At 68.2% G+C, this 13091-nt stretch carries 13 protein-coding genes; 11 read left to right on the top strand and 2 right to left on the bottom strand.

The genetic code is table 11. The features are described 5' to 3' along the window. The first annotated feature begins 6 nt into the window (after positions 1 to 6). From NR101_RS10255 to recO, 8 genes are all read left to right on the top strand, one after another. Complete coding sequence (locus tag NR101_RS10255; RefSeq protein WP_256775838.1) at positions 7 to 900, top strand: sigma-E factor negative regulatory protein; 894 nt, start codon at positions 7 to 9, stop codon at positions 898 to 900. 97 nt (positions 901 to 997) lie between these two features. After that, positions 998 to 2527 (top strand): DegQ family serine endoprotease, encoded by a 1530-nt coding sequence (locus NR101_RS10250; RefSeq protein WP_256775839.1) that lies wholly within the window; start codon positions 998 to 1000, stop codon positions 2525 to 2527. Between the two features lie 169 nt (positions 2528 to 2696). Then, positions 2697 to 4487, top strand: a complete 1791-nt coding sequence (lepA, locus tag NR101_RS10245) for a translation elongation factor 4 (protein ID WP_256775917.1) — start codon at positions 2697 to 2699, stop codon at positions 4485 to 4487. Between the two features lie 103 nt (positions 4488 to 4590). After that, complete coding sequence (lepB, locus tag NR101_RS10240; protein ID WP_256775840.1) at positions 4591 to 5385, top strand: signal peptidase I; 795 nt, start codon at positions 4591 to 4593, stop codon at positions 5383 to 5385. 32 nt (positions 5386 to 5417) lie between these two features. Continuing rightward, positions 5418 to 5801, top strand: coding sequence for a DUF4845 domain-containing protein (locus NR101_RS10235; protein ID WP_256775841.1), 384 nt, complete (start codon positions 5418 to 5420; stop codon positions 5799 to 5801). Then, positions 5791 to 6471, top strand: coding sequence for a ribonuclease III (gene rnc, locus NR101_RS10230; protein WP_256775842.1), 681 nt, complete (start codon positions 5791 to 5793; stop codon positions 6469 to 6471). The genes NR101_RS10235 and rnc overlap by 11 nt, the downstream gene beginning before the upstream one ends. Continuing rightward, a complete protein-coding gene (era, locus tag NR101_RS10225) occupies positions 6468 to 7364 on the top strand; it encodes a GTPase Era (protein ID WP_256775843.1) in 897 nt (298 codons plus the stop codon). Before rnc ends, era begins: the two co-directional genes overlap by 4 nt. A 67-nt stretch (positions 7365 to 7431) precedes the next feature. Beyond that, positions 7432 to 8154: a DNA repair protein RecO gene (gene recO, locus NR101_RS10220; RefSeq protein ID WP_256775844.1), complete on the top strand. Its 723-nt coding sequence runs from the start codon at positions 7432 to 7434 to the stop codon at positions 8152 to 8154. A 347-nt stretch (positions 8155 to 8501) separates the two neighbouring features. Here the strand turns inward: recO and NR101_RS10215 are convergent, their stop codons facing one another. Further along, on the bottom strand, positions 8502 to 9227 hold the full coding sequence (locus NR101_RS10215; protein WP_256775845.1) for a response regulator: 726 nt from the start codon (positions 9225 to 9227) through the stop codon (positions 8502 to 8504). Positions 9228 to 9366: 139 nt separating this feature from the next. Here NR101_RS10215 and rlmD point away from each other — a divergent pair, with 139 nt between their 5' ends. Then, positions 9367 to 10701 carry a 23S rRNA (uracil(1939)-C(5))-methyltransferase RlmD gene (gene rlmD / locus NR101_RS10210; RefSeq protein WP_256775846.1) on the top strand — a complete coding sequence of 445 codons (1335 nt, stop codon included), beginning with the start codon at positions 9367 to 9369 and terminating at the stop codon, positions 10699 to 10701. Between the two features lie 387 nt (positions 10702 to 11088). Here rlmD and NR101_RS10205 read toward each other — a convergent pair whose 3' ends face one another. Continuing rightward, a complete protein-coding gene (locus NR101_RS10205) occupies positions 11089 to 11700 on the bottom strand; it encodes a hypothetical protein (RefSeq protein WP_256775847.1) in 612 nt (203 codons plus the stop codon). A 77-nt stretch (positions 11701 to 11777) separates the two neighbouring features. On the opposite strand from NR101_RS10205, the gene NR101_RS10200 reads away from it, so the two are divergent. Both NR101_RS10200 and NR101_RS10195 read left to right on the top strand, forming a co-directional pair. Next, on the top strand, positions 11778 to 12281 hold the full coding sequence (locus tag NR101_RS10200) for a CYTH domain-containing protein (protein ID WP_256775848.1): 504 nt from the start codon (positions 11778 to 11780) through the stop codon (positions 12279 to 12281). Positions 12282 to 12324: 43 nt separating this feature from the next. Continuing rightward, positions 12325 to 13014, top strand: coding sequence for a DsbA family oxidoreductase (locus NR101_RS10195; RefSeq protein WP_256775849.1), 690 nt, complete (start codon positions 12325 to 12327; stop codon positions 13012 to 13014). Positions 13015 to 13091 lie beyond the last annotated feature (77 nt).

Below are 13091 nucleotides of genomic sequence, written 5' to 3'. Positions count from 1 at the left end.
CACCACATGAACAACCCTGGATCCACCGGCGCTGCGCCGGACAAACTCGATGCCCACAATCGCCAGCAGCTGTCGGCGTTGATCGACGGCGCCCTGTCGGCCGACGAAGCGCGGTTCATGCTGCGCCGGCTCGAGCACGACGACGCCCTGGCCGGCTGCCACGAGCGGTGGCAGTTGCTGGGCGACGTGCTGCGCGGCCAGCCATGCGCACCGGCACCGCTGGACTTCGCCGAGCGCGTGCGTGGCGCGGTTGCCGCTGAACCCGCGCCGCTTGCGCCCGCGTCCACCGAGCGTACCCGTGAATCCCGCAGTGGCTGGCGCCGCTGGGGCGGTGGCGCGGCGCTGGCCGCCTCGGTGGCGGCCGTGGCGATGTTCATGACCCGCGAACAGCTGCCCAGCCAGGCCCCGCCGCTGGATGCCCCGACCACCACCATCATCGCCAGCCAGGCCGAGCTGCCGACGGCCCCGGCTACCCCGGCAGCACCGGTGGAGGCCGCCGTTGCGATGGCCGCGGCCCCGGCCGCTGCGGTCGCCGCCGCCAGCCGCCGCCAGGACGTGGCGTCGGTACGCCGCGCCAGCGCCACCCGCACCCAGCAGGTCGCACGCAGCGCCGCCGCGCGCAGTGCCGAGCCGCAGCGTGCGCTGGCCAGCCAGGCCCCGTTGGCACCGACCCTGCCGCCGGCTGCCGCCCATGCCACCGTGACGACCCGCCAGCTGCCGTTCGGTGACGTCGCCAGCCTGCAGGCCAGGCCGTGGCCGCGTTCCACCCTGGCCCCCGCCGGGGGTGCACTCAACGCCAGTTTCTCCACGCAGGAGCCGCAGGCCGCGTTCTACCCGTTCGAACCGCGCCTGCAGGAATCCGAACCGAGTGTGCCGACCCCACGCAGGCACCGCGACTGAGCGCCACCGCGTTTCCCTTCCCGATCTGTCCCGCGCCCGGCCCTTCGGCCGGAACGCTGCCCCTTTCCCCGCTTACTGACCCGGAGGCTCGAGTCTGATGACCCCACGCATGCGTACCCAGGCCATGACCCTGTTGGCCCTGACCCTGCCGCTGATGGCCTGCGCCCAGGCGCCGGCCCCGACCGCGCCTGCTGCCGCCGCACCGGCCGCCGCGCCGCGCGCGCCGGCGCCCCAGCTGGTCAGCGGCCTGCCGGACTTCACCAACCTGGTCGAACAGGTCGGGCCCGGCGTGGTCAACGTTGAAACCACCATCGTGCGCAGCAACCGCCAGGCCCGTGGCATGGGTCCGGGCGGCGACGATGAGATGCCCGAATTCTTCCGCCGCTTCTTCGGCCCCGATTTCCAGATGCCGGGGCAGGGCCCCGGTGGCCAGGACGACGGCCCGCGCATCCAGGGCCGTGGCATGGGCTCGGGTTTCATCATCTCCGCCGACGGCTATGTGCTGACCAACTACCACGTGGTCGCCGACGCCAGCGAGGTGAAGGTCAAGCTCGGCGACCGACGCGAGTTCACCGCCAAGGTGATCGGCAGCGACCAGCAGTACGACGTGGCCCTGCTCAAGATCGACGGCAAGAACCTGCCGACCGTGCGCGTCGGCGATTCCAATACGCTCAAGCCGGGCCAGTGGGTGGTCGCGATCGGCTCGCCGTTCGGCCTGGACCACTCGGTCACCGCCGGCGTGGTCAGCGCGGTCGGACGCAGCACCGGCGGCGCGGACCAGCGCTACGTGCCATTCATCCAGACCGACGTGGCCATCAACCAGGGCAACTCGGGCGGTCCGCTGCTCAATACCCGCGGCGAAGTGGTCGGCATCAATTCGCAGATCTTCTCCGCCTCCGGCGGCTACATGGGCATCAGCTTCGCGATCCCGATCGACCTGGCCATGGGCGCGGTCGAGCAGATCAAGAAGACCGGCCGGGTGACCCGTGGCCAGCTGGGCGCCGCGGTCGGCCCGATCGACGGGCTCAAGGCACAGGGTCTGGGCTTGTCCGACAGTCGTGGCGCGCTGGTCAACGAAGTGGTCGCGGGCAGCGCGGCGCTCAAGGCCGGTATCGAGCCGGGTGATGTGATCCGTTCGGTCAATGGCAGCCCCATCAACACCTTCAGTGATCTTCCCCCCGCCATCGGCGCACTGCCGCCGGGTTCCAAGGTGCGGCTGGGCGTGGTGCGCGATGGCAAGGAGCGTGAGCTGACCGCCACGCTGACCGCCCAGGCCGAAGACGCCGAGGCGGGCAGCCCGCGTGCATCCGCTGCCCCGGATGCGGCCCCGCAGACGGGCAGCAATGCCCTGCTCGGGCTGGAAGTGGCCGATATGACGGCCCCGCAGCGCAAGCAGCTGGGCCTGGAGGCCGGCGAGGGCGTGCGCATCACCCGGGTCAACGGCCAATCGGCGCGTGATGCACAGTTGTCGCCGGGGTTGGTGATCCTGCAGGTCGGCCGCACGCCGGTCGGCAGCGTGGCGGCGCTGGACAAGGCGCTGGCCGGTTACAAGAAGGGCGATGTGGTCATGCTGCTGGTTCGTGCCAACGGCAACAGCGCCTTCGTGGCGGTCAAGGCCGGGCAGTAAATTCCCGCCACCACTGCGTTTCCGGGCCCGCTTCGGCGGGCCCGGTCGTTTTGGGAGCCCATTCACGCCAATCGCCGCAATGGCCCACGCGGGAGCGGGCCGGCCATGCGATAATCCGCAGTCATCCTGACGACGCGACGCGCCGCCGCCACCTATGTCTTCTGATTCGATGCGGTTCATCCGCAACTTCTCCATCATCGCCCACGTCGACCACGGCAAGTCCACGCTGGCCGATCGCATCATCCAGCTTTGCGGCGGCCTCCAGGCCCGTGAAATGGAGGCGCAGGTGCTCGACTCGAACCCGATCGAGCGCGAGCGTGGCATCACCATCAAGGCCCAGTCGGTCTCCCTGCCGTATGTCGCCAAAGACGGCCAGACCTACCACCTGAACTTCATCGACACCCCCGGGCACGTCGACTTCTCCTATGAAGTCAGCCGCTCGCTGGCCGCCTGCGAAGGCGCGCTGCTGGTGGTCGATGCGGCCCAGGGCGTGGAAGCGCAGTCGGTGGCCAACTGCTACACGGCGGTCGAGCAGGGGCTGGAAGTGGTGCCGGTGATCAACAAGATCGATCTGCCCACCGCCGACATCGATCGGGCCAAGGCCGAGATCGAGGCGGTGATCGGCATCGATGCCACCGACGCGGTGGCGATCAGCGCCAAGACCGGCCTGAACGTGGTGGACGTGCTGGAGGCGATCGTGCAGCGCATTCCGCCGCCGGTGCCGCGTGATACCGACAAGCTGCAGGCGCTGATCATCGACTCGTGGTTCGACAACTACCTGGGCGTGGTCTCGCTGGTGCGCGTGATGCAGGGCCAGATCAAGGCCGGCGACAAGCTGCAGGTGATGTCCACCGGCCGCAATCACCAGGTCGAGAACGTTGGCGTGTTCACCCCCAAGCGCAAGGTGCTGCCGACGCTCGGTGCCGGTGAAGTGGGCTGGGTGACGGCGAGCATCAAGGACGTGCACGGCGCGCCGGTCGGCGACACCCTGACCCTGGCCGCCGATCCGGCGTCCACGCCGCTGCCGGGCTTCCAGGAAATGCAGCCGCGCGTGTTCGCCGGCCTGTTCCCGGTCGATGCCGAAGACTACCCGGACCTGCGCGAAGCGCTGGACAAGCTGCGCCTGAACGATGCCGCGCTGCGCTTCGAGCCGGAAAGCTCCGAGGCGATGGGCTTCGGCTTCCGCTGCGGCTTCCTGGGCATGCTGCACATGGAAATCGTGCAGGAGCGCCTGGAGCGCGAGTACAACCTGGACCTGATCAGCACCGCGCCGACCGTGGTCTATGAAGTGCTCAAGACCGACGGCACCATCATCAACATGGACAACCCGGCCAAGCTGCCGCCGGTGAACATGGTCGATGAGATCCGCGAGCCGATCATCCGCGCCAACGTGCTCACGCCCGAAGAGTACATCGGCAACATCATCAAGCTGTGCGAAGAAAAGCGCGGCAGCCAGATCGGCATCAACTACCTGGGCAGCCAGGTACAGATCAGCTACGAGCTGCCGATGGCCGAAGTGGTGCTGGACTTCTTCGACAAGCTGAAGTCGGTCAGCCGTGGCTATGCCTCGCTGGACTATCACTTCGTGCGCTTCGACGCCGGCCCGTTCGTCCGCGTGGACGTGCTGATCAACGGCGACAAGGTCGACGCGCTGTCGCTGATCGTGCACCGCAGCCATGCCGACCGCCGCGGCCGCGAGCTGTGCGAAAAGATGAAGGAACTGATCCCGCGGCAGCAGTTCGACGTGGCCATCCAGGCGGCTGTCGGCTCGCAGATCATCTCCCGCACCACGGTCAAGGCTATGCGCAAGAACGTGCTGGCCAAGTGCTATGGTGGCGACGTTTCGCGCAAGAAGAAGTTGCTCGAGAAGCAGAAGGAAGGCAAGAAGCGCATGAAGCAGGTCGGCCGCGTGGAGATCCCGCAGGAAGCCTTCCTGGCCGTGCTGCAGATGGACAAGTAAGGCCGGATGGCTTTCCCGGCGGCGGCAGACGGCACCGGACGGTGTCGCCCGGCGCGCGGGGAACCACCCCCCGCACCGCTGCAATCGTTCCCAAGGACACTGCATGAAATTGTTTGAGATTCTCCTGGTCGTACTGACGTTGGCCTCGGGCCTGATCCTGCTCGGCGAGAAGCTCTACTTCGCCAAGCGCCGCGCCCAGCGCGCCGGCCTGCTGGACACCGAGCCGGTGATGGTCGACTACGCCCGGGCGTTCTTCCCGGTGCTGGCGATCGTGCTGGTGGTGCGCAGCTTCATCGCCGAACCGTACAAGATCCCGTCCAGCTCGATGATGCCCAACCTGCTGATCGGCGATTTCATCCTGGTCAACAAGTTCTCCTACGGCCTGCGCCTGCCGTTGAACAACGCCAAGATCGTGCCGCTGGGTGAGCCCAAGCGCGGCGACGTGGTGGTGTTCCACTTCCCGGGCCATTCGGACACCGACCCGGCCAAGGGCGAGAATTTCATCAAGCGGGTGATCGGTATTCCGGGCGATCAGATCGTGTTCCAGGGCAATGGCCTGATCCTCAATGGCGAGCCGCTCAAGTACGACAACAAGGGTCTGTACGCCGGCCATCGCGGCCAGGGCGAGGGCAGCTCGCTGCTGGTCGAGCACCTGCCGGGCCGTACCCATACCGTGCTGGAAACCGACTATCCGCGTGGCGAAGGCCAGTGGACCGTACCGGCGGGCAAGTACCTTGTGATGGGCGACAATCGCGACAACAGCGATGACGGCCGTTTCTGGGGTCTGCTGCCGGAGGAAAATCTGCGCGGCAAGGCGTTCCTGATCTGGCTGAACTGCTCGGGTTGGTTCTGCAAGGACGGTTTCGAGCCCTCGCGGATCGGCTCGAGCATCAATTGATCCATCACACAAGCGTATCTGGGGAGAACGCAATGAAGACGATGAACACGCAGCGTGGCATGACCCTGACCTCGTTCCTCGTGGTCCTGATCGTGGTCGGTTTCGGCTTGTATATCGGCATGAAGCTGTTCCCGATGTACCAGGAGTACTACGCGGTCCGCTCGGCACTCAAGAGCCTGGCCAAGGAGCCGGGTGTCGGCAACATGGAGCCGGCGCGCGTGCAGGATATGTTCTTCAAGCGGTTGTACATCAGCTATTCGGAAAACGTGAAGCCGGCCAATGTGAAGTTCGACCGGATCAGTGGTGGCTGGAACATGAAGGTCAACTACGAGGTCCGCCGTGAACTGCTCGGCAACCTCGATGTGGTTGGCAAATTTGATACGAACCAGGAACTGACCCTCAACGGTGTCGACTAAGACTTTCCAACGCGGTGACCCCATCGGCCACCCCTTCCAGGATCCGGGCCTGCTCCAGCAGGCCCTGACGCATCGCAGTGCCGGCACGCCCAACAATGAGCGGCTGGAGTTCCTCGGCGACAGCATCGTCAACATGATGGTGGCCCAGGCGCTGTATCAGCGCTGGCCCAAGGCCGACGAGGGCGCGCTGACCCGTGCCCGCGCCGAGCTGGTGCGCGAAGGCGCGCTGGCGGTGATCGCCCGCACCCTGGAGCTGGGCGACCGGCTCATCCTGGGGCCGGGTGAGATGAAGACCGGCGGGCACCGCCGCGACTCGATCCTGGCCGATGCGCTCGAGGCGGTGGTGGCCGCGATCTACCTGGACGCTGGCTTCCATGCGTGCCAGAGCGTCGTGCTGCCCTGGTTCGGTCCCTCGATGGATACGCTGCCGGCCACCGGCAAGCCCGAAAAAGACCCCAAGACCCGCCTGCAGGAATGGTTGCAGGCCCGGCAGAAGACATTGCCGCTCTATGAGCTGCTGTCAGAGTCGGGTGATGATCATGCCAAGACCTTCCGGGTACGCTGCGGCGTAGCCGATCCCGCTGTCAGCACCGAAGGCGAAGGTGCCTCGCGACGGCTGGCCGAACAACAGGCGGCTGCGGCCGCCCTCGAGCAACTGGATTCCAAGTGAGCGAAGCAATCCCCCATCGTTGCGGCAGCGTGGCGGTCATCGGCCGTCCCAATGTCGGTAAATCCACCCTGACCAACGCCCTGGTGGGCGCCAAGGTCAGCATCGTTTCCAACCGCCCGCAGACCACGCGGCACCGGCTGCTCGGCATTGCCAGCTACCCGGAAGGGCAGCTGGTGCTGGTGGACACCCCCGGCCTGCACCGTGTGCAGAAGCGCGCCATGAACCGGGTGATGAACCGCGCCGCGCGTGGCTCGCTGGAAGGCGTGGACGCGGGCATGCTGGTGATCGAAGCCGGTCGCTGGGACGAGGAAGACACCCTGGCTTTCAACGTCCTCAGCGACTCGGGCATCCCGGTGGTGCTGGTGGTCAACAAGGTCGACAGGCTGAAGGACAAGGCCGCGCTGCTGCCGTTCCTGCAGCAGGTCACCGAAGGCCGCAACTTCGCCGCCGTGCACCCGATTTCGGCGCAGAAGCGCAACGGGCTGGAAGCGCTGGTGCGCGACCTGCTCAAGCTGCTGCCCGAAGCCCCGCCGATGTTTGGCGAGGATGAGATCACCGACCGCAGCCAGCGCTTCCTGGCCGGCGAGCTGGTCCGCGAGCAGCTGATGCGCCAGCTCGGCGAAGAGTTGCCGTATGCCACCACGGTGGAGATCGAGCGCTTCGTCGAAGACGGCAACCTGCTGCGCATCGGCGCGGTGATCTGGGTCGAACGCGAAGGCCAGAAGGCCATCGTGATCGGCAAGGGCGGCACCCGCCTGAAGGACATCGGCGCCAAGTCGCGCATGCAGATGGAGCGGTTGTTCGACGCCAAGGTGTTCCTGGAGACCTGGGTGCGCGTGCGTGAGGGCTGGTCCGACGACGAAGCCGCACTGAAGGCCTTCGGCTACGAATAAGCCGGGCAGGCGTGCCGTCCGAGGACGGCCGCCGGCCTGCCACCCGCCTGCCGTTGACGGCTGAGCCATGCGCATCGACGACGAACCTGCTTTCGTGCTGCATGCCCGGGCCTGGCGTGAGACCAGCCTGCTGGTGGAAGTACTGACCGAGCAGCATGGCCGGCTCGGGTTGCTCGCGCGCGGCGTCAGCAGCCCGCGCAGCCAGGCGCTGCGCGCGGCCCTGCAGCCGCTGCAATGGATCCGTTTCAGCGCGGTCCAGCGCGGCGAACTGGCCCAGCTGCGGGGCGCCGAGGCGCTCGACGCGGCGCCTCGGCTCGGCGGCGAGACGATGCTGGCCGGCTTCTACATCAATGAACTGATCATGCGCCTGGCGCCCCGCCAGGACCCGCTGCCCGAGTTGTACGACCATTACGGCCTCGTGCGCCAACGGCTGCGCGACGGTGAACCGCTGGCCTGGACCCTGCGCCGGTTCGAGCGCGACCTGCTGGAAGCGCTCGGTTTCGGCTTCGATCTGGCCCATGGCAGCGAGGGCGAACCGGTCGATCCGGCCGCCCGCTACGAACTGGACCCGCAGGAGGGACCGCGCCGGCTGCTCAGCGAACGCGGCACCGACCCACGCCGGGGCACGGCCACCGGCAGTGCACTGCTCGCCCTCGCCGACGACCGCCAGCCGGGGCCTGACGACCTGGCCAGCCTGCGCCGTGGCATGCGCGCGGTGCTGCTGCACCATCTGGGCGGGCGCGGACTCAAGTCCTGGGAAATGCTCGAAGACCTGGCGCGTCGCCGCTAGGCGAGCGGTCCGGGCACGCCACCGTGCCCAACGGAGCATCACCCGCTCCGGGCAGAGCCGGACCAAGCCCGGCTACGCGCGCTCCCGGCAGAGCCGGACCAAGCCCGGCTACGCGCGCTCCCGGCAGAGCCGGACCATGCCCGGCTACGTGCGTTCCCGGCAGAGCCGGGCCATGCCCGGCCGCGCGCGCTCCCGATAGGGCCGGACCATACCCGGCTACGCGCGCTCCTGGTAGAGCCGGGCCATGCCCGGCCGCGCGCGCTCCCGATAGGGCCGGACCATGCCCGGCTACGCGCGCTCCTGGTAGAGCCGGGCCATGCCCGGCTGCCTTGGCCTCTGCCTCGGCCTCAATGCAGCAACGATTCCACTGCCGCCTGGAATCGCGTATGCGCACCACTGGACTGCGGCGCCTGGTGCAGTTGGCGCACCGCGCGCGCCAGCCGTGCGGCGCCGACAAACCCACAGCTGGCCTGGAGCCGGTGCAGTTGCCCATGCAGCGCGCGCACATCCTGCTGCAGCAGGGCCTGGGCGACCGCGTCACGGACCCCCGGCAGCTCGGCCAGGAACAGCTCGCGCAGCGCGATCAGGTGATGGCGTTGCCCATTCAGCGCGGCCAGGGCGGTGATTTCGTCCCAGTCCTCGCGCTCGGCGTCCGCGCCGGTGCCCAGTGCCGAGGGTGCGCTGCCGGGGCTGTTGACCAGGGCGCGCCGCACCGCCTTGAGCAGCTGCTCGCCACTGAGCGGCTTGACCAAGGTCTCGCTGAAGCCGGCATCGCGCAGCCGCGCGTGGATGCTGGTGTCGCCATCGGCGGTATGCGCCAACGCTGGGGTATCCGGGCGTGAAAGGCGCAGTGCCTGCAGCAGCTCGGTGCCGTTGCCATCGGGCAGGTTGACGTCGATCAGCCACAGGTCGTGCTGGCCGCTGCGAGCCCGGTCCATGGCCGTGGCCAACGAATCGGCGGTGTCCACCTCGGCGGGAAGAGCTTCCAGCGCGGCCTTGAAGAAGCCGCGGCTGATGGTGTCGTCCTCGACGAGCAGGAATCGGGGCATGGGATCCCGCGGGGTCATCTGCATTTGTGGCTGCCTCCATGTCAGCTATGCGCCATATTAAACATGCGCACGCGCGCTGCAAGCGGTTACAGGGGTGCTTTTGGCAGTCCGAGCTGCGTATCTGCGACAATACGCACCCTTTTTGCCCGCAGCCTGTTGCCACGTGGCCCGAACCCGCTCCCGCCTCGACCGTACGCCGTTCCAGACCGACATCCTCGACCTCAGCCACGATGGCCGTGGCGTGGCCCGCCGCGAAGGCGAGGGCAGCAAGGTCACCTTCATCACCGGCGCGCTGCCGGGTGAAGTGGTGAGCGCTGAACCGACCGCCCGCAACCGCCATTTCGACGAAGCGCGCACCCTGGACGTGCTGCAGCCCTCGCCGCAGCGGGTGACGCCGCGCTGTCCGCATTTCGGCGTCTGCGCCGGTTGCGTGCTGCAGCATCTGGAGGAGTCGCAGCAGATCGTGGCCAAGCAGCGGGTGCTGATGGACAACCTGACCCGGATCGGCCACGTCACGCCCGGCACGGTGTTGCCGCCGCTGGTCGGTGACAGCTGGGGCTACCGCCGCAAGGGCCGGTTTTCGGTGCGTCGGGTCGAGAAGAAGGACAAGACCCTGGTCGGCTTCCGCGAGCAGGATCCGCGCTTTGTGGCCGACCTGTCGCAGTGCCTGACCGTGATCCCGGAGATCGGCAGCAAGGTCGGGATGATGGCCGCGTTCATCGAAACCCTCGATGGCAAGCGCGACATCCCGCAGATCGAATTCATCGCCGGCGATGACGCGATCATGTTGACCATCCGCCACATGCAGCCGCTCACCGATGCCGACCGTGCGGCCTGGACCGCCTTCGGGCAGGAACATGGCTTCGCCATTTCGCTACAGCCCGGTGGCGTGGAATCGGTGCACCCGCTGTGGCCGGCGGAGGTGCCGCTGTCGTTCAAGCTGGCGCCGTGGGATGTCGAGCTGGCGTTCCGCCCGCTGGACTTCATCCAGGTCAACGCCAAGCTCAACGTGAAGATGATCGCGCTGGCCCTGGAACTGCTTGACGCGGGCCCGGACGAGCGCGTGCTCGATCTGTTCTGCGGGTTGGGCAACTTCACCCTGCCGCTGGCGCGCACCGTGCGCGAAGTGGTCGGCGTGGAGGGCGAGGCCGGGCTGGTGGCGCGCGCGAAGGAAAATGCGGCGCGCAACGGCCTGGACAACGCGCAGTTCTTTGCCGCCGACCTCACCCAGGACCAGCGGCAGACGCCGTGGATGCGCCAGGGCTTCGACAAGCTGCTGCTGGATCCGCCGCGTTCGGGTGCCATTGAAGTGCTGCAGCAGCTGCCGTTGAAGCAGTTCAAGCGCATCGTCTACGTCAGCTGCCATCCGGGTTCGCTGGCCCGCGATGCCGGCTACCTGGTCAACGAGCAGGGCTTCACGCTGGTCAGCGCCGGTGCGATGGACATGTTCCCCCACACCGCGCACGTGGAGAGCATCGCGGTGTTCGAGAAGCGATAAGCGCTGACCGCAGGCCGGCGACCGGTACGGTCGCCCTCGTCACCGCGGGTGGACGCCTGCTGATGAGTCAACCGTCGGCACCGCGGGTGGACGCATGCCGACGAGGCAACCGACGCACCGCTGGTAGGCGCACGCCGGGACCGGTCCCGGCGGCGGCGCGGATGCCGGCAGGGTCGGACGCGAGTCGACGGGCGGCGCTGCGACCGCGTCCGGGAACGCATGCCCCGATCGAGGGCAATGGTGGGCTGCATGCGCGGGGATGCCGGGCCTTCGCTGGGAACCTGCCGTCGTCGCGCTGAGGCCTGCCATCGGCAGTCGACTGGCGTCGCCCCTGCCGAGGCGATACGCGGTGCGGCGCTGGCGGCCTCGCGTCAGCCCCAGCGTCGCCTACCGATCGGCATTGAGAGGAGCGTTCTGCCACTGCCCCTGTGCATCGAACACATACGTCTGCGGCTCGGTGCCGCGCTCGGTGCCATCGCCTGCGGTGACCTCGCAGGTGATCTCCGCCGCGTCGGTGCTGCGCAGCTCGCAGTCCTGAATCGCCCGGACCTGCAGCCGCTTCTGGGAGGCCCGCATCTCCCCGCGCGCCGTCGCATCCGCGATGCTGGCCATGCGCTCGTCGAGTCGTTCGCTGAGCAGCGCACGGGCGCGTTCGCGCGGAGGAACCGGCGCCGGCACATCTGCTTTTTCCAACACCCAGCCCATGCCCTGCGGAACCAAGCGCAGCATGCGGTAGCGGGTCCTGATGCCGATCTCCATGCCGACCAGGCACTCGTACGCGCCGCTTACGTCAGCGCTGGCGAAACACGGCCCGTGCTCGAACCCGCGCGGGGTGAACATCGCGTGCAGCACCAGATCCTGGGTGGAGGCGGCCGGCTTCTTCTCCGCGTCGATCATCGCCAGGATCGACGCCTCGATCTGCGCGTGGGTCGGCGGCGTGGCAGCCACTGCGCTCAGCGGCAGCAGCGACAGCAACGAGGAGGCGAGCAGGTGGTTCATCGGGCGTCCTTGCAGGGCAGCCAAACAGTATAGAAGCATGGCTCGGCCGCTTCCCCACGATCGCGCATACTGTGCGCATGGGCATTGAAATCGAACGCAAATACCTCGTCACCGGCGATGGCTGGCGCAGCGCCGCGCACGCGGTGATCCCGATGGCGCAGGGCTATCTCAACGACACAGCCTCCCTGGAGAGCGGCGCGCAGAAGGCCTCGGTGCGCGTGCGCATCCAGGGCGAGCAGGCCTTCCTCAACATGAAGTCGCGCGAGATCGGGCACACCCGCCAGGAGTTCGACTACCCGATCCCGGTGGCGGATGCGCGCGCGTTGCTGGCGCTGTGCGTGGGCGGGCTGATCGACAAGCGGCGGCACCTGGTGCATCACGGCGGCCTGGTCTGGGAGGTGGACGAGTTCCTCGGCGACAACGCCGGGCTGGTGGTGGCCGAAGTCGAGCTGGAACACGCCGACCAGGCCATCGACCTGCCCGCGTGGGCCGGCACCGAGGTTACCGACCACGTCCGCTACTACAACCTGGCGCTGGCCGCGCACCCGTTCTCGCGCTGGTCGGCTGCTGAACGGGGCTGAGCCCCATCTTGCAATCGCCCCGGGCGGCCCACAGTCTGGTCGGATGAAAATCGATATCTGGTCCGACGTGGTATGCCCCTGGTGCTGGATCGGCAAGCACCGTTTCCAGCAGGGCCTGGCCCTGCTGGGCGACGACGCCCCGCAGGTGGAGGTGCACTGGCATCCGTTCCTGCTCGATCCCGATGCGGGCGTCACCCCGGTGCCGCTGCGGCAGGCCTACGCCGCCAAGTTCGGCAGTGCCGAGCGCACCGAACAGATCCTGTCCCAGACCCAGACTGCCGCGCGCGCCGAGGGCCTGCCGATGGACTTCGACCAGGGCCAGGTGCGGGTGACCACGCTGCCGGCGCACCGCGTGCTGTGGCTGGCCGGGCGTGAAGGCGTGCAGGGCCCGGTGGGCGAGGCGCTGTTCCGTGCCCATTTCGTCGAAGGCCGCAACCTGGCCGACCCGCAGACACTGATCGACGCCGCTGTCGCAGGCGGCATCCCGGCCGAGCGGGTGACCGAGCTGCTGGCCGGCGAGGAGGGGCTTGAGGAGATCCAGGCCCAGCTCACCCAGGCCCAGGCCATGGGCATCCAGTCGGTGCCTACCTTCGTGGTCAATGATCGCTATGCCATCCAGGGCGCCCAGCCGCCGGAGGCCTTCGCGCAGGCACTGCGCGAGATCGCCGCGGCGACGCACGATGTCGCCGGTCCGACCGACGGGGCCCACTGCGGCCCGGACGGCTGCGCCTAGGTGAATATGCGGCGACCGGCAGTCGTGGCCTAGCGCGCGCGGGTTCTGCGACAATGCGGCAGTGCGCCATCATGGCG

This window comes from Stenotrophomonas sp. Ste86, assembly GCF_024519465.1.
Taxonomy (GTDB): domain Bacteria; phylum Pseudomonadota; class Gammaproteobacteria; order Xanthomonadales; family Xanthomonadaceae; genus Stenotrophomonas.
This window is presented reverse-complemented; position numbering and strand designations above follow the sequence as displayed.